Genomic DNA, 25,917 nt, shown 5'->3' on the forward strand with positions numbered 1-25,917 from the left:
ACGGAGCGCGTCGATGATGGAGGGTCCCGTCTGGCTGTCGATATCCAGGTCATGAAAAGCCGCGATTGCCACCTCGGCGATCGCGGCGCGATCGCGATCACGGACGTCATCATCACCGGATCGGGATCATGGCGATCGCGTCCGACGAGCGGACCTCGGCTCGTGGGCACAAGGATCCGGTCTTCAAACCACCCGGATCAGTCGCTCTCGAAGTGATGATGATGCATGTCCGCATCATCGTGCCGTCGCATGAGAAAGGGGTCACTCGGATCGAACGGATTCCTCACGAGACGGAGCGGAAACAAACGACCATAGGATGGATCGTCCTCCTCATCGAACTCGTCCCCGTCAACACTCGGAGCTCGTTCGCCATCTAAGAGAGTCCGCACGACGCCGACGGCTGTCAGGACCATCAGCGACGCAAAACCCGCATCGGCATCAATCGCGAATGCCGCCGCAATCACAACCGGTCCGGCGAGCATCCACCGGACGCGCCGCGGAATGCTCCGCAGCGCGCGAAAGACGTGTTTCGGTTTCATCATCAAGACCCTCTCTCCACTGTCCCCGATCCTTTGAGCCGTCGCAGCCCGTCCATCACGACAGCATAATCCACGGTGGCGCGATTGCCCGCCTTGCCCTCGTAGTAGCTTTGGTTCGACGCGTCCATCGGGAGTCCGGCCCAAACCTTGGACAGTCGATAATTGAACGTCGCGTCGTCGATGCTCCCGCGCTGCCAGGCGTTGAAGCCTGCATCGCGCATCAAGAGCAGACCCATCCGGTCTTGAAGCTCGGGCGTGAATGGCTCGCTGCCCGAGAGACCCATCCGCACCGCGAGGCGATCCAGCGTGTCGTCGAGGATCTGGTAGCGCCCGATCGGAGAGCCACCCCGGGTCTTCACCAAGTCCTTTTGCAGATCGCGGATCCGATCGAGCGTCAGCGTCGACAGATCCACCGCATTCTGACCCGCGTTGCCGTACCAGGCATTGTAGTTCCCGCCGGACTCGGCGTTTGCGATGATGTCCAGCACGCCTCCGGCCGCACCGCCGACGGTCGATGTACCCGCCCCCGTGCCCGCGCCTGCCGAGACTTGGATCGGGGTTTCAGTCGGCGTCGGCGTTCGATGCAAGCCTAACCCGGATTGTTAAGTTTTTTTTCCGTCGCGGCCCCGTGGCTGTTGTAGTTTCCGATCAGGCGAAGGTCGGTGTCTTCGCGCGAGACCGCCGCGCGCTCGATCAGCTCGGCGATGTGTTCACCCCGAGCCCCGCCCCCGGCTTCCGCGACCACCGCGGCTCTGGCGGCTTGTTGGGCTTGACTGGGCAGGTCCGCAAACACCGATCCGGTGGACTCCCGAAACAGCTCGTGTTGGGCGGATGTCAACCCGAATCCGGCGACCTCCTGCATCCGCGCCGCGACGATGGTGCCGACGGCTTTGGTCCAGCCGGCTTCGCCGCCGGCAGCCGCCTTTCCGGCCGCGAGCGCGTCCGCCACACCGCCCCCGCCCGCCAAGGTGGATCCGAACGCCTTCGCGGCCGCGACCGTGCGATCCAGACTCCCTCCCGCGCCGGCCGCCGTCAGAGTCCCGACCTCGGCCGCCTTGATCAGGATCCCGCCGACCTCGTTGTGCAGTGTCCGTGCGGCGGAGCGCGGCAGGATGGCCTGCCGATCGATAAGCGCACCGAGCCGTTCGCGGTTCTGCGAACGCACCTCCGCCTCGTGCGCCTCTCGGCGGCTCGCAACCGCGTCGCGACTTCGGTCATGGAATTCCTCGACGGCGGACGGATCGTCGGCGCTGCCGGCGATGCGCCCGTGCGCGTCGATCTCGCCGTGCAACCCGGCCACCCGTGCGCTCGGATCGCTCACCCCTGCCCGTTCGAAGGTCTCCCGTGCCGTTCCGAAGCTTGGCGCTCCGTCCGCAAGGCCGGCGTGACGGTTCGGGTCGCTGTCGGGTCCGGGACGATGGGTCCCGAAGAGATCCCCCAGAATGCCGTATCCCGCCTCCTTCGCGCTTTGCGCCTCGGCGGGGCTGAAGGTGCGCGTGGTCGCACCGTCCGCATGGCCGATCAGGAGTGCGATCCCGGCCGCCGCCTGCGCGGACGCCGCCGTCATGTTCTTCGCGTACGCCCAGGAACCCGCCAGCGTCTGGTGATCCCCGGCAAGGTTGCGCCGATCGATCTCCTGCATCACCCGCGTCATCATTGCCGGATTCTCGGCGATGGCATGACCGATTTCCGAGGCTCCGAAGCGACCCATCGCGCCGTAGCGACTCTCCATGGACCGCGCGCGTTCCAGCGAGAGCGAAGTGGTGACGACATCGTCGGCGGAGCGGGTCAGGCGCGCGCTCTCCTCGTCGGTGAGCCGTTGCGAGAACACGTTTCGGTGCCCAGTCTGTTCGTCGATCTTGATCGACTCGGCCAGGCGGGCCTCGAACCCCGCGTCACCCGTGACGCGTCGGGAGATCTCGCCGGCAAGGGAATCGGCGATCGTTTTATCGACGCCGTAGGTTCGCTGAAGCTCGCCCGAAATCGACGCCTTCCCGGCGCGTCCTTGATCGTTTCGCCCGCCCGACAGACCGCCTGCCAAAGCGGCTGCGATGCCCGAGCGCGACACCTCGTCCTGCCGGTAGCCCGAGGCGATCGATTCGGCTTCGGCCAGGAGCGTCTTATCCGTCGCACTGCCCGTGGCCGCATACTCCCAGCCCTTCGAACGCGCGTCGAAGCTCTCGCCCGACCGGGAGGCCGTTGCGCTCGCGGCCGCACCCAAGGCAGAGGAGAAACGAAAGCTGGCCTGCTGCACGGCCTGCTCGCCGGAGCGCACGCTGTCCTGCATGGAGCGCCCGACATCCGCCGACCAGAGCACGGAATTGGCGTTCGGCGTCGTCGTGCCGGTGAGCGGGGCATGGGTCTTGAGCGATCCCATCGACAAGGCGGCCGCGGGATTCACCGCATCGGGGCTCGCGATCTTCTCGTTGATGTGGTCCCCGCCTTGCAGGCGCCCGGCCAGATGGGTCGCGGTCACCGCCGAGCCGTAGATCAGCATCAGGGAGATCGCCGGCGTGCTCGCCGCGAGCATCCCGCCGACCCCGAGATAATCCGAGAGGATGAAGTCGAGCTTCCACAGCGCGAAGATCGAGGGCAGCTCCAGGTTGCCCATGCCGGCGTTGCGCAGGGCGTCGAGTTTGCCTTGGGTCGTCAGGATGATGTAGAGGTTGATCACGGCGAGGATCGGCTGCCAGAGCTGGATCCACAGACCGAACAACAGGTACTTGCCGATCATCCGGATGCCGATGGTGCCGAGCCCGATGGCGAAGACCATCAGCGGGGAGACGGCGAACAGGAACGCCTCGAAGAAGGTCATCATGGGGCGCACGATACGCGCGAACAGGGTCTCCTCGGCCGCCCATTGGGTGTTGCGCTGCTGGGCCGCCTGGGTGATGGTCGCAGCGGTTTCCCAGCGCCCGAGCTCCTCCCACACCTGCGCCTCGCCCTTGGGCAAGAAGCTCGCCGCCACCGACATCACCATATAGTTCTGCGCGTCCACCCCGGCGCCGGCGACGGCATCCAGCGCGGTCTGCACGGCGTTGTCCACCTCCCCGGCCTGCACAGCGAGGGTGGCCGCGAGCGAGCCGCGCAACGCCGGCAGGAACTCGCTCGTCGTGTAGGCGGATAGATCCGCCCAGGCGTCGTCGCATGCCTTCACGACCGGGGCGCCGCCCAACCACAGCTCGGTGGTCGGCATCGGATTGGCGACCGCCAGTGCACCGGTCCAGCTCGGATCACGCAGCACGCTGTCCAGGGAGCGCTGTCCGGTGTCCACGTCGTAGAGCACGCACTCGGCGATGTAGTTGACGAAGGAGCGCTCGATGTCCGCGCCCGGTGTCGGGCTGTTGGCCGCTCCGAGCCGCGGGCGCGAGAGGGTCCCCGCGCGCACGTGCTGCAGGATCTGCAGGGGTGCGGCAAACCCATAATCGGTCATCGCCGGGGTAGAGAACGCCTGCTCGAAGAGCCGGGTGACGCCGTAGCCCACCTGCGAGAGCGCCGAACCCACGGCGGCCACGCCCAGGGGGACGTTGTCGACCCGGTGCACTGCTCCGGAATAGAGGTCCTCCACGCTCACCCGTGCGCTCGGACCGAGCATGCCCAGATAGATGACCAGCGCGATCAGCAGAGTTATGGTGATTTCTGGTGTACGCGTAGGCCGGGAGGGTTGGCGTATCCTGTTGACTGATCACCGCCAAGATCACAGTCAGCAGAGGTGGATACGCCATGTCCGAGTCTATGCTGAGCGTTCTTTCACAACCAGAGATCGAGGAAACCGACGCGCTGCACGCGCTGCTGCGCGAGGGGGCCCGCCGGGAGCTGATCACCAAGGCGGTGGAGGCGGAGCGAGCCGTGTTCCTGGATGCCTACGGCGACCGGCGCCTGGAGGACGGGCGCCGTGCGGTGGTGCGCAACAGCGACCTGCCCGAGCGCACGGTGCAGACCGGGATCGGCGCGGTTGCGGTGCGGGTGCCACAGGTCCGCGACCGCAGACGACCGCCTGTGCCTGCTGGTCGTCATCGGCGTCACCGAGCACGGCCACCAGGAGCTCATCGCCGTCGAAGATGGCCACCGCGAGTCCGAGGCGAGCTGGCTTGAGCTGCTCACCGGACTGCGCGAGCGGGGCCTGAGGATGGCGGGTTGTATGTCGGGTAGAAACAAAAAACGCGCCTGAAGGCGCGTCATCGCTGGGCTGATGGCGGAGAGAGAGGGATTCGAACCCTCGATAGGGGATTAGCCTATACTCCCTTAGCAGGGGAGCGCCTTCAGCCACTCGGCCATCTCTCCATGATGCAATGGACCGGTTTTAGGGTGGGAGCCGGTCTGGCTAACCGTGAGCCTCATGGTTAGAGGCTCACGATTGCATCGCAGGGCTAATTCTAACCTGGCGACGCGTCCTTGGCTACTCAGTCTAGATGATTGCCCGGCATCACCACAGGTGCCGTCCCCTCGGACTGCTCGCGTTTGATCCGTTCGTAGATCTCCTCACGATGCACAGCGACGTCGCGCGGTGCGTTCACACCGATCCGCACCTGATTTCCTTTGACACCGAGAACGGTTACCGTCACTTCGTCCCCGATCATCAGTGTTTCGCCAACGCGGCGAGTCAAGATCAACATCGCTACTCTCTCCCTATTTAAGTCCCTTACTTGAGTGAAACGGGTTACCCAGATCGAGAACCCGAGATGGCTTCATAAACAACCCGTACAGTCCGACCCTACGTCACGAGGGCCGCCTCAGCCCACTCATCCAGCAGTCGTACGGGTTACAGCGGTACAACGTCTCATGCCCACAAGGATGATGGTTTGTGCTCAATCGAGCGAATCAACCCACCAAAAAAACCAACAGAGGGGTCTGGCGCATGGCACCAGTCTAGGACAGCGAACTCGATGATGTCGAACCATCGAGCCCGAACGCGGCGTGAAGCGCACGCACGCCAAGCTCAAGATATTTCTCATCGACCACGACGGAAATCTTGATCTCCGAGGTTGAGATCATCCTGATATTGATACCTTCGTTGGCCAGCGTCGAGAACATCAGACTGGCGATCCCGGCATGGCTACGCATGCCCACGCCGACGAGTGAGATTTTCACGATCCCGGTATCTCCGAGCACTTGGCGAGCGCCCAGATGCGCGGCGGTCTGGTCAAGGATCTCCAGGGCGCGCGGGAAGTCATTGCGGTGGACGGTAAAGGTGAAGTCCGTCGTCGCTTCTTGCGCCGCGATGTTCTGGATGATCATGTCCACTTCGATGTTGGCATCGGCAATGGGGCCCAGGATCTGATAGGCGACACCCGGTTGATCGGGCACACCGAGCACGGTCAACTTGGCCTCGTCACGACTGAAGGCGATTCCCGAGATCTTGGCCTCTTCCACAATATCTTCCTCGAAGGTGATGAGCGTGCCATCGCCCTCGCCGAAGCTCGAGAGCACACGCAGGGGCACCCGGTATTTGCCGGCGAACTCAACTGAACGGATCTGCAGGACTTTCGAACCTAGGCTCGCCATCTCCAGCATCTCCTCGAAGGTGATCCGGTCAAGCTTGCGTGCCTTGGGTTCGACGCGTGGGTCTGTGGTATAGACACCGTCGACGTCGGTGTAGATCTGGCATTCGTTTGCCTTGAGCGCCGCGGCGATGGCCACCGCGGAGGTATCCGAACCACCACGCCCAAGTGTGGTGATGTTACCCAACTCATCAACGCCCTGGAAACCCGCGACCACGACCACGCGCCCGGCATCAAGGTCGGCGCCGACACGCGCGGCATCGATGTCGCGGATCCGTGCCTTGTTATGAGCGCTGTCGGTCAGGATATGCACTTGTGCGCCGGTGTACGAGCGCGCCGGACAACCAGCCGCCTCGAGCGCCATGCTCAGCAGCGCGATGGTCACTTGCTCGCCGGTTGAGAGCAGCACATCTAGCTCACGGGGGACGGGGCGCTCCTGAATCTCTCGCGCCAAGCCAATCAGCCGATCGGTCTCACCGGACATGGCCGAGACCACGACCACCACTTGGTCCCCCTGATCGCGCGAGCGCTTCACGCGCGCGGCAACAGTCTGGATGCGCTCAATGCTGCCGACCGAGGTGCCGCCGTATTTTTGAACGATCAGCGCCATGCAGGGATCCCGGTCTGTGCAGTGCGGTCTGGTTTCATCATGCGTACGCCTCGTTTCTCGACCTCAGTTCAGTCTCAATCTCAAACATGCCGGACACCCATCTCACGTCAGTGCAACGCGCACGAGGCTCGCGGATCAGCCATCAAGCCGCTGTCGCACCCAGGGCTCGACCAGGTCCAAGGCCGCGGGGAGTCCCGCGGGATCACTGCCACCGGCTTGGGCCATGTCCGGGCGCCCCCCGCCCTTCCCACCAACGCAAGACGCTACCTCACGGATCAGATCACCAGCCTTGAGTCGGCCGGTGAGGTCTTTCGTGACGCCCGCGATGAGGCTCACCTTTCCATCCGTTTCGGCAGCCAGCACGATCACGGCCGAGCCGAGTTGGTCCTTGAGCCGATCCAGGGTGGTGCGCAGAGCCTTCGAATCACTCCCATCCAGCCGTGCCGCCAGGACCTTGATTCCGCCCACCGCGACTGCCTGACCGACAAGGTCTTGCCCCGAGGCCTGAGCGAGTTTCGCCTTGAGTTGCTCGAGTTCTTTCTCGAGTCGGCGGCTCCGCTCCAACAGTTGCAAGACCCGTTGATCAACCTCCTCGCGCCCGCCCTTGAGCAACCCGGCGACCCGGAGCAGGCGTTCCTCGTCGGCTTCGATCCAGTCGATCGCCCGCTCACCGGTCACGGCCTCGATGCGTCGCACCCCCGATGCAATCCCACTCTCACCGATGATCTTCACCAAACCGATGTCGCCAACCGCCTTCACATGGGTGCCGCCGCAGAGCTCAGTCGAGAATTCACCCATCCGCAGCACCCGCACCTGTTCTCTATACTTTTCGCCGAACAGGGCCAGGGCACCGGAGGCTTTCGCATCCTCGAGGTTCATGATGCGGGTCTCGACCAGATGGTTCTCGCGCACCTCGCGGTTGATCAGCCGCTCGATGGCCACGAGTTGCTCCCGCGTCACCGCCTCATAGTGCGAGAAATCGAACCGCAGGCGCTCCGGCCCCACCAACGAGCCTTTCTGTTGCACATGGCCTCCGAGCACAGTCCGCAATGCGGCATGCAAGAGATGGGTCGCGGAGTGATTGAGCGCGGTCGCTCGCCGACGCTCGCCATCGACCTGGGCCGTGGCACGATCGCCCACCGCCAACACCCCTTCACGCACCCGCCCAATGTGACAAATGGTGCCCTCCCCCTGTTTCTGGGTGTCGAACACCTCGAAGCGACCCGTTTCGCCGATCAGCCAGCCACGATCACCGACCTGACCACCCGACTCAGCATAAAAGGGCGAGAGATCCAGGACTACTAACCCCTCCTCACCCTGGGCCAGTTGGTCACGCGAACCCTCCGCGGAAAAGATGGCAACCACATTCGCCTCGTCCTGCAATCGCTCGTAGCCGCAGAACTCGGTCTCACCTTGCACATCAATCGCATGATTCGAGGTCGTGCCGAATTGGCTCGCCGCGCGCGCGCGCTCGCGCTGTTGCGTCATGGCCTGCTCGAAGCCGGCCAGATCGAGTGTCAGGCCGCGCTCACGGGCGATATCGGCGGTCAGATCGGTGGGAAAACCATAGGTGTCATAGAGCTTGAAGACGGTCGGCCCCGGGATCTGCATGCCCGAGAGCGTCGCGATCGCCTCCTCAAGGAGCCGCATCCCATGTTCCAAGGTTTCGGCAAAACGCTCTTCCTCGAGCAGGATGATCCGCTCGACGTGCGCGCGGGCCGCGACCAATTCGGGATAAGCCGCTCCCATCTCAGCGATGAGGGTCTCGACCAGACGATGGAAGAAGGGTGTGGTGCATCCGATCTGATAACCGTGACGGATCGCTCGGCGCATGATTCGGCGCAGGACGTATCCTCGTCCCTCGTTGCCAGGCGTCACCCCATCCGTGATGAGGAAGGCCACGGAACGAATATGATCGGCGATGACCCGCAACGATTTGTTCTCACGGTCGTCGCAGCCGGTCAGGGTGGCCGCGGCATCGATCAGGCGGACGAACAGATCGATTTCGTAGTTGCTATGCACCTGTTGCAGCACAGCCGCGAGTCGCTCCAAGCCCATGCCGGTATCGACTGAAGGTCGCGGCAAGGGCGTGAGTTGCCCATCGGCATCACGGTTGAACTGCATGAAGACCAGGTTCCAGATCTCGACGTAGCGGTCACCGTCTTCGTCAGGCGAGCCCGGTGGGCCGCCGGGGATCTCAGGACCGTGATCGTAAAAAATCTCGGAGCAGGGTCCGCAGGGTCCAGTCTCGCCCATCGACCAGAAGTTGTCCTTCGCGCCGCAACGGGAAAAGCGCGCGGGATCGACCCCAATATCGTTCAACCAGATATCCGCGGCTTCATCGTCCTCGGTGTACACCGTGATCCACAGACGCTGCGGCGGCAGGCCGAGGACCCGGACGAGATAATCCCAGGCAAACTCAATCGCATCCCGTTTGAAGTAATCGCCGAAACTGAAGTTACCGAGCATCTCGAAGAAGGTGTGGTGGCGAGCCGTGTAACCCACATTCTCGAGGTCGTTGTGTTTCCCTCCGGCACGCACACAGCGTTGCGCGCTGACGGCACGTGGTTCCGCGCGACGCTCTCGCCCGAGAAACACCTCCTTGAATTGCACCATCCCGGCGTTGGTGAACAGGAGGGTGGGATCGTTCGCCGGGATCAGCGGGCTCGATGGCACCAGCGCGTGACCGCGTTCGACGAAATAATCGAGAAAACTCGCACGGAGTTCAGCACTGGTGATCATGGGTTTGCTCGGTTCTACGAGGGGCACGGGCCGTTCAATCGGGCCAGCGCAGGAAACGACGGATCATCTCGACGGGAAATCCCCGTTGTTCGAGGAAGCGGCCGCGTCGGGCATACTCATCCAGATTTTCGGGCGGCTCGGGACCGAAGCGTCGGTCGCAAATTTCGGCGAGATAGGCGTCCCAGTCATTGCGCACGGCCTCGAGTTGCGGATCAATGAGTGTCTCGGACACCCCTTTTTCAAGGAGATCGGCACGAATCCGCAGGGGGCCAAACCCTTTCGCGGCACGCTCACCGACATATTGCTCGACCATTCGAACCTCATCCAACGCTCCCTCGGACACCAGTCGATCGAGCACGCCGGCAATCGCACTCGCGTCATGACCACGTTGACGTAACTTGCGCATCAACTCGAGCGATGAGTGTTCGCGACGCGCCAGCAGGCGTCGGGCGAGTTCCTCGATCTTAGCCGTTGAATTCGGTTCGTGCATCGCGCGATCTCGGCGTCGTGCGCTCCAAGCGTCTGCTTAAACTCTCATTCCGACTCAGGCCTCCTCCGGAGGTGCCACGGGGGCGGTCGGAACATCACTCGGCTTCGGCAGGAGTTTGGCGCGGATCTTCATTTCAATGTCATGCGCGATTTCGGGGTTTTCGCACAGAAAAACGCGGACATTATCGCGCCCCTGGCCAATCCGATTCCCCCCGTAACTGTACCAGGCACCCGATTTCTCGATGAAGCCTTCAGTCACGCCCAGGTTGATGATCTCACCCTCACGCGAGATCCCCTGGCCATAGAGGATATCGAACTCGGCCTGCCGGAAGGGGGGCGCAACCTTGTTCTTCACGACCTTCACCTTAGTCTCGTTGCCGATGACTTCATCCCCTTTCTTGATGCTTCCGATGCGCCGGATGTCAAGACGGACCGAGGCGTAGAATTTGAGCGCATTGCCGCCGGTGGTCGTCTCGGGCGAGCCGAACATGACACCGATCTTCATCCGAATCTGATTGATGAAGATGACCAGACAGTTCGAACGCTTGATATTCCCAGTGAGCTTGCGCAGCGCCTGTGACATCAGCCGCGCTTGCAGACCGACATGCGAATCGCCCATCTCGCCCTCGATCTCGGCCTTGGGGGTCAAGGCCGCAACCGAGTCGACGACGACCACGTCAACGGCTCCGGAGCGCACCAGCATGTCGGTGATCTCGAGCGCCTGCTCCCCCGTGTCCGGCTGCGAGACCAAGAGATCCTGCATGTTCACACCGAGCTTCTCGGCATAGATGGGGTCGAGGGCATGTTCGGCATCGACGAAGGCCGCGGTGCCGCCCGTTTTCTGCGCCTCGGCGATGATGTGCAGCGTCAGCGTCGTCTTGCCCGATGATTCCGGGCCGTAGATCTCAACCACCCGTCCCTTCGGCACCCCACCGATCCCGAGCGCGAGGTCCAGCCCGAGCGAACCGGTCGAAATGGCCTCGACCTCGCGCACCGCGCCCACATCCCCCATGCGCATGACCGAGCCCTTACCGAACTGCTTTTCGATCTGGGTCAGTGCGGCAGCGAGTGCCTTTTTGCGATTCTCGTCCATTCGATCTCCATTGAGCCTGATCCCGAAAGGCATCAGGTCCTGTTAGGTCCGATCCGATGGTCTCGGCTTCTCGGTTGGGATGCACGAGCCCGATACGCTCATACCCCGCTCGGGCGGCCGGCGCGGCGATGGTTCATCCTAAGGGCCTAGGCGCCCCATCCTGTGTTGACCCTGGTGTCGCCGCTGGTGCCGCTCGATTATCGCATAGGGATTCGGCAAACGGCAGGGTGAGGGTGCCTCAAGCAGCGACATCATCCCGCGCGGATCCGGTGATGGTCGCCCGCTCACACTTGCCTCAGTCCGCCATGGCCAGACGCTCTAGGAGTCCGTCGAGTGCGGCCATCACGGATTGGCGCCGCACCGCATCACGGTCACCCAGGAAGTGATAGCGTGCCGTCTCGCTGCGCGCGCTGGGCCAAGCCCAGGCCAGACAGACCGTTCCCACGGGCTTCTCGGCACTTCCGCCACCAGGACCGGCGATGCCGCTGATCGCGACCGCAACCTGCGCCTGACTGCGCGCGAGCGCGCCCTGAACCATCTCGAGAACGGTCGCTTCACTCACCGCACCCTGGGTGGCCAGTGTTGTCGCGCTCACGCCGAGCATGTCCTGCTTCGCCGCATTGGTGTAGGTCACGAAGCCGCGATCAAACCAATTGCTGCTGCCCGACCGATCGGTCAGCACCTTGGCGAGCCAGCCCCCGGTGCAGGATTCGGCGACCGCCACCCGCAGGCGGGCGCGTTGCAGATGCTCGGCAAGGCGCCCCACGCGCGGATCGAACGGATCGTCGAGGTTTGGTTTCGTCATGAGTTCCTGGTGACAACAGTCAACTGCGTTCAATGTGATTCGCGCGGCACGTGTCCTCAATCAGCCGGACGCGCGATGACTGGAAAAAGACCCCGCTTGCGGTCACCATGACGTCCTGATCCATCAGCATGCCGCGATGATCAGCCTGATTCGGGAGTCTACACGATGAGTGAATTCGAGATCTATTGCGAACACAAGCCATCACCGGCCAAGCTTGACGTGCTCGGCGTCGAGGATTGGTCGGTTTGGAAAAAAGAACCCTCGACCTTCCCCTGGCGCTATGATCGTGCCGAAACATGCTACGTCATGCGTGGTCGCTTCCAGGTGACGCCCAGCGGTGGCACCCCCATGACCTTCGGCCGTGGCGACCTGATCACCTTCCCCGCTGGCCTGGAATGTACTTGGGAGATCTTCGAGCCGGTCGAAAAACACTACCGTTTCGACTGAAACTGCGACGACACCGTATCGCATGCAACGTGGTCGCACGGCGATCGTCCAGCTCCACCCCGAACGCGCCGTGCACTCCTCCCGCACGGCGGCCCTTGAACCGCGGCGCCGACCCGGACGTCGCCCACCGAAGAGAGTCACCATGAACGCAATCCGACAGTCCTGCCTCATTGCCCTTCTGCCCTTCGCCATGCTGGTCTCGTCCGTGCAGGCCGAAGGGATGTCGATCGCTGATACCGTGTATAAGATACCGCTCGCCGAGGATGTCTCGATGGACGAAGCGGTCGACTCCATGTTGCTGCGCGCGAACACCCTCAACTTCAAGATGGTCTCGCACCTGCCACTCTATCAGGAACTCGAGTCGATGGGGGTCGAAACGCGACGGATCGAGATTTTCCAGTTCTGTGACGCGCGTATCGCCCATGAAATGCTCCAGGAAAACATCGATTTCTCCGCCTATCTCCCCTGTCGCATCACCTTGATCGAGGACGATGACGGTCAAGCATGGCTAACGACGCTGGACCTCAATCAGGTCATTGGCATGGCCGGTCTGCCGGCGAGCCTCATGGACCGTGCCATCTCGGTGCGGGACACCATTGAGGAGATCATGACCGCGGGCGCCACCGGCGATCTCTAAATCGTCGCAGCCGCTGGTTCCCAACCGGGCGTGTGCCGCGAGCGTCGCACACAAGCCCGGTTAGGACGCCGTCGTGCTGTCCCGCTGGACCGACTCACTGACAAAGGCATGCTGCGACTCGGTGTCCTTGAATCGTTGCAGCTGCTCGGCGCTCGCCTCCCGTTGATAGCGGGTTTTCCATTCGGCATAGGGCATGCCGTAGATGAGTTCCCGTGCGCTCTCCTCTGTCAGGACATGTCCCTGTTCGCCCGCGGCCTTCAGGTACCACTTTGCCAGACAGTTACGACAGAAACCCGCCAGGTTCATCAGGTCGATGTTCTGGACATCGGTCCGGGACTGCAGATGCGCGACCAGCGCGCGAAAGGTAGCGGCTTCGATCTCGATTTGATTCGTCTCGTTCACGGTTCTCTCCTCGACTTGTTCCGCGATGATGGGCGGAGGCTTATTGTGGCAAGACTTCAGGATCACCACGCCGGTTGCGGGCGACCATCCAGGATGGCCGGTGACCTCCCCACGCGTTGGCTGTTGAGAGAATCGGGGCGACGGGGACCAACTTCGATGGGCTATCCTGGCGATTCAAATCCGCCCAACCGGAGCGCATGATCATGGATTACCTGAGCCTTTCACGAGCCGCTCGTTTGGCTGGCGTGACGCGCGCTGAGTTACAACGACGCATCCGCAGCGGCGATATCGCAACCTTCGAGGGATCGGTGGCGGTCAGCGATTTGTTGCGCGCTTACCCACGCGTCAACCTTGGTGACGACTCAGCGCTCGAACGGGTCGAACGCATCAAATTCGACGCCTTGCCAAAGACCGAATCGCGGGATGCCGAACTTCCCAGCCCGCAGGTGTTGATCGCGCGCCTGCGGGCCATGAGCACGACACTGGGAGAGCAATGGTCTGCCCTGAATGCCGCGCAGGCCCTGCTGCAAGAGGTCGGGGTACGTCTCGGAGCCCTGGTCACGGAGCCCGACCAGGGTGATCTGGCGGCGGCGGTCCGCGCGCTGCATGACTGGCTCGGCGAGGCCCAACGGCAAGCGGAGGTCACGCCCGCACCGTCCGAACAGGATCTATTTTTCGCAAGAGAGACCTTACTGCGCATCATGGCCGCACATGTCAAATTGATTCCAAGCGGACACGACTATTTCGTCGAAGGCAATGAATCCATTCTCGAGGCATCGGTCCGCTCTGGACTCAATCTGAATTACGGCTGCTCCAGTGGCAACTGTGGCGCCTGCAAGGCACGCCTAATCAGCGGCGAAACTCGCCGCATTCGTGATCACGACTATGTCTTGAGTGAGCGCGAAAAGGCCATGGGGTATCTGCTCACCTGCTCGCACACGGCGGTGACCGATCTGGTGATCGAGGCCGCCGAGGCGCAATCGGTCGCCGATCTACCTCATCAGGAGATCCGTGCGAGCCTGCGCAAGGTCGAGCCGATATCCGCACAACTCGTATCGCTCAACGTGCAGACACCCCGCACACAAACGCTGCGCTTCATGTCTGGTCAGCGGGTCCGGCTGACGCTCGAAGGGGGCGCGAGCCGCGAACTGCACATCGCCAGTTGTCCATGCAATGGACGCAATCTGTGGTTCGATGTTCGGCGTGACCAGGATGCCTTCTCCGAGGCCGTGTTCAAACCACTGCGACCCGGCCATCTGATCCACGTCGAGGGGCCCCACGGCTCGTTCGTACTCTGTGAAGACGCGCCCGAGCCAGCCGTCTTTATCGCCTTTGGTGACGGGATCGCACCCATCAAGAGCCTGATCGAACATGCGGTCTCGATCGATCTCATCGAGTCTTATCACCTCTATTGGGACACCAACCATGGCGAAGGCCATCACCACGGGCGCTGGGGCCGTGCCTTGACCGATGCATTGGATAACTTTTTCTTCACACCCTTGCTCGGTTGTCAGCCGCGCGACGTTTGGGCCGTCATGCAAGCCGACCATCCCGATCTGACAGGACGACAGTTCTATCTTGCCGGACCGGCCGCACCGGTCGAGGAACTCGCACGCCTCATCCGCCGCGCCGGGGTCGCGCCCACACAGATCCGTTGCGAGCACACGCAATCCTGAACACGGCAACGGGCGCGCGAGGCCCATCGCGAACGCCGAGCCGCGCAGGTGCTCCAGCTTTCCAAGAGGCCGCTGACCCGGAGCGCTCCACGCCTATCGTGACGCGAGACTGGCTTTCGGCCGGCGTTCAGCTTCCCTCGGGGCGCATGTGAGGAAAGAGCAGCACGTCGCGGATCGATGGAGAATCCGTCAACAGCATCACCAGCCGATCAATGCCCACGCCCTCCCCGGCGGTTGGCGGCATGCCGTGTTCGAGGGCGCGGATATAATCCGTGTCGTAGTACATCGCCTCGAGATCCCCGGCATCCTTCTCGGCGACCTGCTGACGAAACCGCTCGGCCTGATCCTCGGCATCGTTCAGCTCGGAGAACCCATTGGCAATCTCGCGTCCTGCGACGAAAAACTCGAACCGATCGGTGACAAAGGGGTTGCGGTCATTCCGCCGCGCCAGTGGTGAGACCTCAGTGGGATATTCGGTGATAAAGGTCGGCTCCATGAGTCGATGTTCAGCGGTCCGCTCGAACAGCTCGATCTGCAGTTTTCCCAATCCCCAGGTTGGTTTGACAGCGATTTCGAGACGCTCGGCAACCCGTCGGAGCGATTCCAGATCATCGAGCTCAGCCGCGGCGAGACCAGGATTGAAATGCAGGATCGCCTCTCGCACAGTCATGCGCACGAAGGGTCGTGCGAAGTCATACTCACGCCCCTGATAGCGGATCCGCGTCTGACCCAAGACGCTCTCGGTCATCGCACGCAGCATCGACTCGGTCAGATCCATCAAATCCAGGTAATCCGCGTAGGCCTCGTAGAATTCGAGCATGGTGAACTCGGGATTGTGCCGCGTCGACAATCCCTCGTTGCGGAAATTCCGATTGATCTCATAGACCTTCTCCAGCCCACCGACCACCAGTCGCTTGAGGAAGAGCTCTGGCGCGATCCGCAGAAACAATTGCATGTCCAGCGCGTTGTGATGGGTGATAAAGGGTCGGGCCACGGCGCCCCCTGGAATCACCTGCATCATGGGTGTCTCGACCTCGAGATAGCCACGCGCGTTGAGATAGTCACGGATGAACTGGATGACACGCGTGCGGATGCGGAAGGTCTCGCGCGTGCCCGCGTTCATGATCAGATCAAGGTAGCGCTGCCGGTAGCGGCTCTCCATGTCCGAGAGACCGTGAAATTTCTCCGGCAGTGGGCGCAGCGCCTTGGTCAACAAGCGCAGCGTTTCGCACTTGATGGAGAGTTCGCCGGTCTTGGTCTTGAATAGGACCCCCTCGGCGCCGAGGATGTCGCCAAGGTCGAAATCCCGTTTGAAACGGGCGTAGCTCTCCTCGCCAACAAGGTCGCGCTGAACGAAGAGTTGGATGCGCCCCGACAGGTCTTGGAGGTGCGCAAAACTTGCCTTGCCCATGACCCGTCGGCTCATCAGACGACCGGCGACCTTGACCCGGACTGGCGCTGCGTCGAGGTGCTCAGGCGTGCTCTCGCCGTACTCCGCAAGCACTTCGCCCGCGATCACATCGCGGCGAAAATCATTTGGAAAGGCTGGCCCTTGCGCCCGTATCTGCGCCAACTTCTCGCGTCGTTGCGCGATCAGTTTGTGCTCATCGACGACCTGTGGATCAGCGGACTCGGCCTGGCCGACCGGCTCGGATTCTTCACTCACCCCAACTCTCTCCTGTTCACGCACATCATCAGAGACCACTTTTCAGGCTCGCCTCGATGAATGGATCAAGATTGCCATCGAGGACCGCTTGCGTATTGGCGATCTCGACATGGGTGCGCAAATCCTTGATGCGGGATTGGTCCAACACATAGGAGCGGATCTGACTGCCCCAGCCGATGTCGGACTTACTATCCTCGATCACCTGTTGACTCGCGCGGCGATTCTGCATCTCCAGCTCATAGAGTTTGGCCTTGAGCTGTTTCATCGCGTGATCCTTGTTCTTGTGCTGGGAGCGGTCGGTTTGGCACTGCACGACGATCCCGGTCGGATTGTGGGTGATACGCACAGCGGATTCGGTCCGGTTCACATGCTGACCACCGGCCCCACTCGCACGATAGACGTCGATCCGCAAGTCGGCGGGATTGATCTCGATATCGATACTGTCGTCGACCTCGGGAGAGACGAACACAGCGGCAAACGAAGTGTGACGACGGTTTCCTGAATCGAACGGCGACTTGCGCACCAGACGATGCACCCCGGTCTCGGTGCGCAGCCAACCGAAGGCATACTCTCCGGTGAAAAGGATGGTGGCAGACTTGATCCCGGCGACCTCGCCAGGGGAGACCTCAAGGAGTTCCGTTTTGAACCCCCGACGCTCACCCCACCGTAAATACATGCGCAGCAGCATCTCGGCCCAGTCTTGCGCCTCCGTGCCACCCGAACCGGCCTGGATATCCACGAAGGCGTTGCTTGCGTCCATCTCCCCGGCGAACATGCGACGAAACTCAAGCTCGGCGACGCGCGCCTCGTGCCGTTCGAGATCCGCCGCGAGCGCCACAAGCGTGGGTTCGTCCTCCTCCTCGGCCGCCATGGCGAGGAGATCATCGGCATCGGTGAGTCCGGTCGTGAGCTCGTCGATGGTGACGACAATGGCCTCGAGGGTCGCCCGCTCGCGCCCAAGTGCCTGAGCCCGCTCGGGCTCACTCCACACGCTGGGATCCTCGAGTTCCCGCAACACCTCGGTCAGCCGTTCCTGGCGTTCCGGGTAGTTAAAGATACCCCCTAAGGGAGTCGATCCGTCCCTTGAGATCACTGATCTGATAGGCAATGGGATTGATGTCGATCATCGAACACTCCGGCGCGAAAATTCACTCATGATACCCCGTTACCCGGACCCCAGACCAGGTGACCGGCCATCGCTCGATCTGTGACACCTTCGATCCTCATCCTTGCATGGGTCCGGTCCTAGGCCCTTGCAGTGACCGATGACAACTGAGGCATTTTTTGAACTGGGTCAACAATCAGGAAAACAAATCGCGCGTGCCCTACTCGTTGATTGGATCAGTTCTATACTTCGATGCAGGACAACCTACTGGCTCCGACCCTAAGCATGGCCCGTCTACCTCGCTTCGTCTTACCCGGTTACCCTCAGCATGTGATTCAGCGCGGGCACAACCGTGAACGGATCCTCTATGACGAAGAGGATTACTGGTTCATGTGGGAAAAACTCGGTGCGGCGGCCGAAAAATTCGATTGCGAGCTGCATGCCTACGTCTTGATGCCGAATCATTTCCATCTTTTGTTGACGCCGCACACCGACAATGGCGTGGGGAAGCTGATGCAGTATGTCGGACGTTACTATGTTCAGCATTTCAACTTTCGCTATGCCCGCAGCGGTACCCTCTGGGAGGGCCGTTATCGCGCAACATTGCTTGATCCTAAGGACTATCTGCTTGCGGTCTCCCACTATATCGAGGCCAATCCCGTCCGAGCAGGACTCGTCGATGACAACGCGGAGTACGACTGGTCGAGCTATGGGGCAAATGCCCTGGGTGCGGATGACGCCTTGGTGACCCCGCACCGCGAATACCTGCGTCTCGGGCGTGGTGCCAAGGCCCGTCAGAATGCCTATGCGAAACAGAGCAGGATGCCTGAGGATAAAGCGCGCGTAACCCGCATCCGGGATGCGACCAATAAGGCCTGGGTGCTCGGCGAGAGCCGGTTCTGTAACACCATCGAATCGGAACTCAATCGTCGAGCACTGCCGCGTCAACGGGGTGGAGATCGGCGCTCCGCCGCCTACCGCCTAGCGCGCAGCACGAACCTATGAGCTTCACAACCACCGGACTGATCCAGTCTCCCGACGAGAGTCTGGAATATTTCTTCGTGGAAGGTTGCCATATCCTCGAAACATGGAACCGCGCCGAGGATCCAAACCTTTCGATCGTGCGTGCGCGGGTCACGCCGGGGGTGACGACCCGCTGGCACCGTCTGCGTGGAACCATTGAGCGCTATCTGATCCTCGCGGGCACGGGTGTGATGGAACTCCACGGCATCCCCCCGCGCCCGGTTGGCCCTGGCGATCTTGTCTACATCCCAAGCGATCATGGGCAACGCATCACCAACACCGGGTCTAGCGACCTGATCTTTCTCGCCCTCTGCACACCACGGTTCCGGCCCGAGGTTTATGAGGATCTCGAGCAATCGAGTGACGCATGAACGCACGCACGCCGGGAACGGCCCCACCCATGGCCATCCATGGATGGATCCAGACTGCGCCTTCATGACCGCGCGTGTCATGTCAGCCGACTTGACCGATGCATCTGAACATCAAACAATAGCATCATGGCTGACATCTTCATCGAACGCATCCATCGTCTCGGACTCGATCGGGCCCTCGACCAGGTCGACGCTCTCGCTGAGTTATTGGTCAGCGAATTGGATGCCGAGTGCACCTGGAACGGCAATCGGCTCGACTTTGCGCGGTCCGGTGCGAGCGGCTGTGTTGAGGTCACCGACAGTCTGCTCACCCTTGAGGTGCACCTCGGGTTCCTGTTCAAGCCGTTCAGGGAACGGATCGAGCAGAGCATCATGGAACAGCTCGAAACCCTGATCCCCCCAAGCCCCTGCTAGGGGTCCGTCACGATGACGACTCAGCCACCCGGACTCGGCAGCGGACAGGAGCAGCTGCCTGCCGCCACCGAGTCCGTGGTCAACGCCATCTTTCACCGTTACGACCCACCCCTGTGGCTGGTCACGGCGTGCGCTGATGGGCGTCGGGGAGGATTCATCGCCACCTCCGTCACTCGCGTATCCATCGTGCCTGAGCTGCCGAGAATCCTACTCGCGGTCGCGAAACATCATTTCACTTGGGATCTCATCGAGCGGAGTGACCGCTTCGCGCTTCATCTGCTTCCCTGCGATGCAGTCGATCTAGTCCACCGCTTTGGTCTCGCAAGCGGCCATGCCGGCGACAAATTCGCCGATCTGCCACACGACACCACCCCTGCCGGGATGCCCCTGATCAAGGCCGCGAGCAGCTGGCTCGATTGCGCGATCGAATCGCGCATGGACATCGGGGACCGTACCACTTACCTTGCGGCCGTCACCGGCGGCGGGCAGTTGCGCGACGGACCTGTCATGACCGTTGCGGAGCTGCTGTCCGCGCTCTCACACTCGGATCACGCCAAGCTCAAGCGGCTCTATGCTCATGACCAGACCATCGATCGGGAGGCCATCCTGGCCTGGCGCAACCAGCGTGGGATATCGTCTCACGCGGTTTGAACTTCGGTTCGGGTCTCGGCGGCCATGAGTGCGACGCAGGCCCCTCTGCGCCAGTCCGCTTCCGAACCGTGCAGCCCCACCCTCCATCAGGTGATGCTGCCGGATGGACGCCTCCTCGCCTATTGCGAGTACGGTGACCCGCTGGGACGGCCCACCCTCTACTGTCATGGTTTCCCAAGTTCGCGCCTTGAAGCGGAGTTATTCGATCTGGCTGCCCGGGATGCCGGCGTGCGTATCATCGCCCCCGACCGCCCAGGCTATGGTGATTCCGCCCCGGACCCACAACGGACGCTCCTGAGCTGGGCGGCTGACGCACAGGCACTGGCCGACCACCTGGGGCTTGATCAACTCGACCTCCTTGGAGTGTCGGGTGGTGGTCCCTATGCCCTGGCCTGTCTCGCATGCATCCCAAACCGGATTGCGCGGTGCACCCTGGTCTGTCCACTCGGGCCGATCTTCCTCGACTCAGTGCGACTCCAGATGCGGCTCGGCACCCGGTTGAGCTTCACCCTGACGCGCCGCGTCCCCAGACTCGCCGCGGTCCTCCACCGAGGCGCGCTACCGACCCTGATCGGCGCGTCTCCCTGGTTGATCGACCGCGTGCGCGCCGGCAACGCGGGTCCGGCTGATCGCGCGGTCTTGCGCGCGCCGCGGGTCGCGAGCATCTTGACGCGGAGCGTGCAGGCCGCCATGCAGGCAGGCGCCCTGGGTTCCCGACAAGATCTCGACCTCTACACCAGGCCTTGGGGGATCGCGTTCGCCTCCTTGGAGCACCCGATCGATCTTTGGCACGGCGATACGGACAACACTGTCCCGCTCGCACACGCCCGCTGGTACGCCGCCCATCTCCCCCACTGCCACCTCCATGTTCTACCCGGTGAGGGTCACTATTCGTTACCGATCCGCCATGCGGGGCGCATCCTGACGGGAGAGACCGAAACGGCCGTCTCCGCTCGGGGTTGACGGGAGGGGATCGACCACCGGGTGCGGAACCGCATTCCCTTGCGTTCAGCGGCAAGACACAGGATCGCGATCGCGTACGGTCATGACGATGAGCGCTGATCAGGCACCGCCCGGCCCGCGTCACACGCTCAAGGTCCAGCAGCGTGTGCGCGGTAGCAGAGCTTAGCGACTCATTTGATTGAGATGGAACCGGCCATACAGGAAGGTCTGAAAACGACTGACCTCCTTGAGGGCAAGCTTCAAACGCCCTTCCTCGATCCGATTCAGACGCTCGAGTGGGAGATAATTATTGGGGGTACGCCCTTGCTCGATCGCTAGCAACTGGCCGCGCAATCGGAGGGTCACGAGAAAATCCAGCGCTGTGATCAGATGATCCGCTTGCTCCGGGCGCAGCACACCGACCCGCTCAAGTCCGAACACGCGTCCGCGGGTGCCGCCATCGCCGACCCCCGCCTGCAACGCCATTGCCTTGATCCCTTCGGTGATCGGAAAGATGCCGGCTTTCTTCAGCTCGATACTGCCGCGATTGGGTCCACGCCGCTCGGGTTTGATCTGTCCTAAGAGGCCCAATGGCGGCTTGAAGCCCACCGCATTGGCCGCGCTGTGCGCCAGGAAGAGATTGTTGGCCTGCAGTTGGCTCTGGATATGTGCCTTGAGTTCGGACTCGAAGCCCGAATCGCCATAGAGCGTGCGTAAATCGAAGAACATGCTCCCGGACAGAATGTTCTCGGGTGACGGGGTCCGGAGCCATTTCTCGAGGACCAGCTTCCACTCGGAGAGGCTGCGCCGCCAGGCTGGATTTTTCGCCATGATCCCACCCGCGCAGGGCGGCACACCGATCTCGATCAAGCGATCGATGAGATCTTCGCTAAAGGCCGCCAAACGCTCACGTTCGCTCTCGGACAGGTCGTCGGCAAAGACGATGGCGTTGTCCTGATCAGTCGACAGGGTCTGTTCTTGTCGGCCCTCGCTGCCGAGGGCGAGGAAGGCGAAACGATCGGTCAGATCCGGATAACGCGCGCTGCGCACCAGTTCGATCAAGCGGATCAGAATGCGATCATTGAGGTGAGCGACAGTCTGAACCAAATCCTTGGTCGCGACCCCGGTGCCGGCCAGATGGATCACGAGTTGTTCAAGTTTGCGATGCAAGCTTTTGAGTTCGTCGACTCCTGTCGCCTCCTCGATCTCTTTCATGAGGAGCTGTGGTGAGCGGCTTTGCAGTCGCAGTGCGTCCGAATCGGTCACGATCCCACAGAGCTCGCCGTTGGCGTCAATGACACACAAGCGATGGATGCGACGCCGCGTCATCAGATAGAGGGCGTCGAAGAGATAGTCGTCCTCTCCGATCGTCACGAGTGGGCGATTCATGACATCGCTGACCAGCAGATCGCTTGGGCTGCGTCCTTGCGCGACAACCTTGTTGCGCAAATCGCGATCCGTGACCATACCGACCGGAACCTGATCGGCGCAGACCACGATGCTTGAGATGTTGCGCTCGCTCATCACGGCCGCGGCCGACACCAGCGATGTGTCTTGTTCACAGGTGACGACATCACGCTGGCAGAGATCCCGCACGGGAACGAAGAAGACGTTTTCAGCAGACATGGCTCCTCGACATCGGCAGGGATGCACGACAGGCTCTGGTCATTCACCCAGGTGAATCAACGGATGGCCCATCGGTTTGCGATTCTGCCAGGGCAGGCGACTGGGACGTCACGGTGGCCGCGGGCCGACGCCTAGAGGCGCGCGCCCGCATCGCGGTGACGCGATGTCCCCTCATCGACAGAATCCATGCAAAAGAGATCAGGCAATTGAAAAGCCAACCTTTTCAACTTAAAAACCCGTCATCCGAGTGGGATTCAGTATACCAGAAGCCCAGCCTGATGCACCGCCTGGGCATGGCCCGTCCTCAGGACGCGCAATCCGCCAGCAGCAGCGCGGCGGCCCCGTCCGGGCGACTAGAGCGCGAGTTCAAGCACCTGGCGAGAGCGCTCGAGATCGACATCCGCTCGCTCGCCCAGGCGGGTCATGCCATGGCGCTCGAGTTGAGCAACAAGCGGCGCGATGGCCTCCTCGCCGATCCCGTATCCAGACAGGCGTGTCGGGACCTGCAATGATTCGAAAAAGTCCCGGGTCCGAGTGATGGCCGCATCGATGCGCTCATCCTCCTGCCCCTCAGTCAGGTTCCAGACCCGCTCGGCATACTGGAGCAGCTTCGCGCGCTTGTCGAGCCGGCGGATCTGCAGCATCGCGGGCAACACAACCGCGAGCGTCTGCGCGTGATCCAAGCCATGGAGTGCGGTGATCTCATGGCCAACCATGTGGGTTGCCCAGTCCTGCGGGACACCCGCGCCGATCAAGCCGTTCAGGGCCAAGGTTGCTGTCCACATTAGGTTTGCACGAACCGCCTCATCGCGCGGTTCGGCTAGGGCCTTCGGGCCTTCCTCGATCAGCGTCAGCAACAGTCCTTCCGCGAACCGGTCTTGCACCTTGGCGTCGGCCGGGTAGGTCAGGTACTGCTCGGCAATGTGGGCGAAGGCGTCGACGATGCCATTGGCGATCTGGCGGGGCGGCAGGGTGAAGGTCTTGGTGGGGTCGAGCACGGAAAACCGCGGAAACACGCTGGGGTCGATGAAGGCGAGCTTATCGTGCGTCGCCGCCCGCGTGATGACCGCCGCCCCATTCATCTCCGACCCGGTCGCGGGCAAGGTCAAGACGGTCCCGAGGGGAACGGCAGCCCGGATCGGCGCCTGCCTGGACAGGATCTCCCAGGGGTCCCCATCGAAGGGAATCGCCGCGGCGATGAATTTGGTTCCGTCGATGACCGAGCCACCACCCACCGCGAGCAGGAAGTCGACGTGCTCACGACGGGCCAACTCGACGGCCTGCATCAGGGTTTCATAGGTCGGGTTCGGCTCGATTCCTCCAAACTCGACCGTCGCGACCTCGGCCAAGGCCTGCTTTACTTCATCCAGGGTCCCGTTCTTGATGATACTGCCGCCACCATAGGTGATGAGCACACGCGCGCCGGTCGGGATTTCCGGACCAATGGCCGCGATCTGCCCGGCGCCGAACAGGATCTTGGTGGGATTGTGGAAGACGAAGTTTTGCATCTGGAAGCGGCTCCATGTAAGCGAAATCATAACAAGGCCGGTGAGCGGCGACTCGCGAGTGAGCGAACAGACGCGCGCTCGGGTGTCGGATCAAATCGCCGATGGTGCCCACCGCTGCAGACTCATGTGCGTCCGTTTCGCCGAATCCATAGCGTGATTCGCTTCGTGTCCTATCCGCGTGGGTGGGTGACGCTGATCCCACGCCATGCCAGCGCGCCGCGTCCCCCACCAACCGCGTCCTAGGACGCCGCGGCTAGGGCCTGATCGAGATCGGCGAGGATGTCATCGATGTGCTCAATCCCGATCGAGAGCCGCACCAAATCCTCGGACACACCGGCCCGCTCGAGTTCTTGCGGCGAGAGTTGCCGATGGGTCGTGGTCGCGGGATGGCAGGCCAAGGTCTTCGCATCACCAATATTGACGAGACGCACCGCGAGTTTGAGCGCATCGATGAAGCGTGCGCCCGCGTCGCGCCCGCCCTTGATGCCGAAGGAGAGGATCGCGCTGGCGCGCGCACCATCCATGTAGCGCTGAACCAGAGGAAAATCGGGACTGTCCGGGAGTCCGGCATAGCGAACCCATTCCACCTGGGGCTGTGATCGCAAATAGTGCGCGACCGCCAGCGCATTGTCACAGTGGCGATCCATGCGTACATGTAAGGTTTCGATTCCCTGCAAAATCAGAAAGCTGTTAAATGGAGAGATGGCCGCGCCCATGTTCCGCAACGGCACGACGCGCGCCCGACCGATATAGGCCGACTGACCTAGGGCCTCGGTATAGACGACCCCGTGGTAGGACACGTCAGGTTCATTGAGCATCGGAAAGCGCGCCGCATGATCGGCCCAGGGGAATCGTCCCGAATCCACCAGGATCCCCCCGATACTGGTGCCATGACCACCCATGTACTTAGTCAGTGCATGGATCACGATATCGCAGCCATGTTCGAACGGTCGACACAGATAGGGGCTCGGCACGGTGTTGTCGACGATGGCGGGCAGACCATGCGCATGCGCCAGGTCGGAGATACCACGCAGGTCGGCGACATTCCCAGCGGGATTCCCGATCGACTCACAGAAAATCGCCTTGGTCCGCGCATCGATCTGTGCGGCCATGGCGTCGAGGTCATTCGGCGGAGCAAAGCGGACTTCGATCCCGAGCCGCGGTAAGGTGTGGGCGAAGAGGTTGTAGGTTCCGCCATAGAGGGTCGAAACCGCGACGATATTGTCACCGGCCTGGGCGATGGTGAAGATGGCATTGGTGACGGCGGCCATACCGGATGCCAGAGCGAGGGCGCCGACGCCCCCTTCCATGGCCGTCACGCGCTGTTCGAGGACATCACTAGTCGGATTCATGATCCGCGTGTAGATGTTCCCCGCCACCTTCAGATCGAACAGATCAGCGCCATGCTGTGTGTCATCGAACGCGTAACTGGTGGTCTGGTAGATGGGTGTCGCAACGGCCTTGGTGGTTGGGTCGGGGGCGAAGCCAGCGTGGATCGCGAGGGTTTCGATGTGCATGTGGACTCCTGGTGGTATTTGAACTCTTGTTATACTCGCAAGACCTGTCCTTGCCGCCGCTGATCATCAAAAAAAGAGTCAGCTCAATGACCTGCGGAACCAGAGCCGCCGCGCGCGCGGGCCAGCCTCGGATGCCCCGTGGCACCCTCTGGC

At 62.2% G+C, this 25,917-nt stretch carries 23 protein-coding genes, 1 tRNA gene and 1 pseudogene; 9 read left to right on the forward strand and 16 right to left on the reverse strand.

The genetic code is table 11. The annotated features are described in order from the left end of the window. Positions 1-197 precede the first annotated feature (197 nt). The 3 genes from CKO25_RS04385 to CKO25_RS04395 form a co-directional block, all read right to left on the reverse strand. Complete coding sequence (locus CKO25_RS04385) at positions 198-542, reverse strand: hypothetical protein (RefSeq protein WP_200386720.1); 345 nt, start codon at positions 540-542, stop codon at positions 198-200. Next, complete coding sequence (locus CKO25_RS04390) at positions 542-1,027, reverse strand: lysozyme family protein (RefSeq protein ID WP_200386721.1); 486 nt, start codon at positions 1,025-1,027, stop codon at positions 542-544. Before CKO25_RS04390 ends, CKO25_RS04385 begins: the two co-directional genes overlap by 1 nt. 101 nt (positions 1,028-1,128) lie before the next feature. Further along, positions 1,129-4,134 (reverse strand): conjugal transfer protein TraG N-terminal domain-containing protein, encoded by a 3,006-nt coding sequence (locus CKO25_RS04395; RefSeq protein WP_200386861.1) that lies wholly within the window; start codon positions 4,132-4,134, stop codon positions 1,129-1,131. Between the two features lie 128 nt (positions 4,135-4,262). On the opposite strand from CKO25_RS04395, the pseudogene CKO25_RS04400 reads away from it, so the two are divergent. Further along, positions 4,263-4,665: pseudogene (locus CKO25_RS04400) on the forward strand (transposase); the annotation flags it as partial. Positions 4,666-4,732: 67 nt separating this feature from the next. On the opposite strand, the gene CKO25_RS04405 reads toward CKO25_RS04400, so the two are convergent. From CKO25_RS04405 to CKO25_RS04435, 7 genes are all read right to left on the reverse strand, one after another. Next, positions 4,733-4,823, reverse strand: a tRNA-Ser gene (locus CKO25_RS04405). 119 nt (positions 4,824-4,942) lie between these two features. Then, positions 4,943-5,155, reverse strand: coding sequence for a carbon storage regulator CsrA (gene csrA, locus CKO25_RS04410; protein ID WP_200386722.1), 213 nt, complete (start codon positions 5,153-5,155; stop codon positions 4,943-4,945). A gap of 253 nt (positions 5,156-5,408) precedes the next feature. Beyond that, positions 5,409-6,650, reverse strand: coding sequence for an aspartate kinase (locus CKO25_RS04415; RefSeq protein ID WP_200386723.1), 1,242 nt, complete (start codon positions 6,648-6,650; stop codon positions 5,409-5,411). 135 nt (positions 6,651-6,785) lie between these two features. Further along, positions 6,786-9,392, reverse strand: coding sequence for an alanine--tRNA ligase (alaS, locus tag CKO25_RS04420; RefSeq protein ID WP_200386724.1), 2,607 nt, complete (start codon positions 9,390-9,392; stop codon positions 6,786-6,788). A 34-nt stretch (positions 9,393-9,426) separates the two neighbouring features. Next, a complete protein-coding gene (locus tag CKO25_RS04425) occupies positions 9,427-9,882 on the reverse strand; it encodes a regulatory protein RecX (RefSeq protein WP_200386725.1) in 456 nt (151 codons plus the stop codon). A 54-nt stretch (positions 9,883-9,936) separates the two neighbouring features. Further along, positions 9,937-10,974, reverse strand: a complete 1,038-nt coding sequence (gene recA, locus CKO25_RS04430; protein WP_200386726.1) for a recombinase RecA — start codon at positions 10,972-10,974, stop codon at positions 9,937-9,939. Positions 10,975-11,269: 295 nt separating this feature from the next. Beyond that, positions 11,270-11,779, reverse strand: coding sequence for a CinA family protein (locus tag CKO25_RS04435; protein WP_200386727.1), 510 nt, complete (start codon positions 11,777-11,779; stop codon positions 11,270-11,272). Positions 11,780-11,944: 165 nt separating this feature from the next. Between CKO25_RS04435 and CKO25_RS04440 the strand changes: the two genes are divergently transcribed. Both CKO25_RS04440 and CKO25_RS04445 read left to right on the forward strand, forming a co-directional pair. Then, positions 11,945-12,226, forward strand: coding sequence for a cupin domain-containing protein (locus CKO25_RS04440; protein WP_200386728.1), 282 nt, complete (start codon positions 11,945-11,947; stop codon positions 12,224-12,226). Between the two features lie 142 nt (positions 12,227-12,368). Beyond that, positions 12,369-12,863, forward strand: a complete 495-nt coding sequence (locus CKO25_RS04445; RefSeq protein ID WP_200386729.1) for a DUF302 domain-containing protein — start codon at positions 12,369-12,371, stop codon at positions 12,861-12,863. A 60-nt stretch (positions 12,864-12,923) separates the two neighbouring features. On the opposite strand, the gene CKO25_RS04450 is transcribed toward CKO25_RS04445, so the two are convergent. Continuing rightward, positions 12,924-13,265 (reverse strand): DUF1244 domain-containing protein, encoded by a 342-nt coding sequence (locus tag CKO25_RS04450; RefSeq protein WP_200386730.1) that lies wholly within the window; start codon positions 13,263-13,265, stop codon positions 12,924-12,926. Positions 13,266-13,468: 203 nt separating this feature from the next. On the opposite strand from CKO25_RS04450, the gene CKO25_RS04455 reads away from it, so the two are divergent. Beyond that, positions 13,469-14,941 (forward strand): 2Fe-2S iron-sulfur cluster-binding protein, encoded by a 1,473-nt coding sequence (locus CKO25_RS04455; protein ID WP_200386731.1) that lies wholly within the window; start codon positions 13,469-13,471, stop codon positions 14,939-14,941. A gap of 127 nt (positions 14,942-15,068) precedes the next feature. On the opposite strand, the gene lysS is transcribed toward CKO25_RS04455, so the two are convergent. Then, on the reverse strand, positions 15,069-16,607 hold the full coding sequence (gene lysS / locus CKO25_RS04460; protein ID WP_200386732.1) for a lysine--tRNA ligase: 1,539 nt from the start codon (positions 16,605-16,607) through the stop codon (positions 15,069-15,071). Positions 16,608-16,635: 28 nt separating this feature from the next. Continuing rightward, a protein-coding gene (gene prfB / locus CKO25_RS04465) for a peptide chain release factor 2 (protein WP_200386733.1) occupies positions 16,636-17,734 on the reverse strand; the annotation gives its coding sequence in 2 pieces (ribosomal slippage) (positions 16,636-17,658 and positions 17,660-17,734; 1,098 coding nt in all). Between the two features lie 263 nt (positions 17,735-17,997). On the opposite strand from prfB, the gene CKO25_RS04470 reads away from it, so the two are divergent. From CKO25_RS04470 to CKO25_RS04490, 5 genes are all read left to right on the forward strand, one after another. Beyond that, a complete protein-coding gene (locus tag CKO25_RS04470; RefSeq protein WP_200386734.1) occupies positions 17,998-18,717 on the forward strand; it encodes a transposase in 720 nt (239 codons plus the stop codon). Further along, positions 18,714-19,106 carry a cupin domain-containing protein gene (locus CKO25_RS04475; RefSeq protein ID WP_200386735.1) on the forward strand — a complete coding sequence of 131 codons (393 nt, stop codon included), beginning with the start codon at positions 18,714-18,716 and terminating at the stop codon, positions 19,104-19,106. Before CKO25_RS04470 ends, CKO25_RS04475 begins: the two co-directional genes overlap by 4 nt. A 126-nt stretch (positions 19,107-19,232) precedes the next feature. Beyond that, complete coding sequence (locus tag CKO25_RS04480) at positions 19,233-19,520, forward strand: polyhydroxyalkanoic acid system family protein (protein WP_200386736.1); 288 nt, start codon at positions 19,233-19,235, stop codon at positions 19,518-19,520. 12 nt (positions 19,521-19,532) lie between these two features. Further along, positions 19,533-20,171, forward strand: coding sequence for a flavin reductase family protein (locus tag CKO25_RS04485; protein WP_200386737.1), 639 nt, complete (start codon positions 19,533-19,535; stop codon positions 20,169-20,171). Positions 20,172-20,195: 24 nt separating this feature from the next. Beyond that, a complete protein-coding gene (locus CKO25_RS04490; RefSeq protein WP_200386738.1) occupies positions 20,196-21,134 on the forward strand; it encodes an alpha/beta fold hydrolase in 939 nt (312 codons plus the stop codon). 162 nt (positions 21,135-21,296) lie between these two features. On the opposite strand, the gene CKO25_RS04495 is transcribed toward CKO25_RS04490, so the two are convergent. From CKO25_RS04495 to CKO25_RS04505, 3 genes are all read right to left on the reverse strand, one after another. Next, positions 21,297-22,739: a DUF294 nucleotidyltransferase-like domain-containing protein gene (locus CKO25_RS04495; protein ID WP_200386739.1), complete on the reverse strand. Its 1,443-nt coding sequence runs from the start codon at positions 22,737-22,739 to the stop codon at positions 21,297-21,299. A gap of 353 nt (positions 22,740-23,092) precedes the next feature. Then, a complete protein-coding gene (locus CKO25_RS04500; RefSeq protein WP_200386740.1) occupies positions 23,093-24,247 on the reverse strand; it encodes an iron-containing alcohol dehydrogenase in 1,155 nt (384 codons plus the stop codon). A gap of 239 nt (positions 24,248-24,486) precedes the next feature. Then, on the reverse strand, positions 24,487-25,764 hold the full coding sequence (locus CKO25_RS04505; RefSeq protein WP_200386741.1) for an O-acetylhomoserine aminocarboxypropyltransferase/cysteine synthase family protein: 1,278 nt from the start codon (positions 25,762-25,764) through the stop codon (positions 24,487-24,489). Positions 25,765-25,917 lie beyond the last annotated feature (153 nt).

The sequence above is a fragment of the Thiocapsa imhoffii genome (assembly GCF_016583985.1).
GTDB classification, from domain to species: domain Bacteria; phylum Pseudomonadota; class Gammaproteobacteria; order Chromatiales; family Chromatiaceae; genus Thiocapsa; species Thiocapsa imhoffii.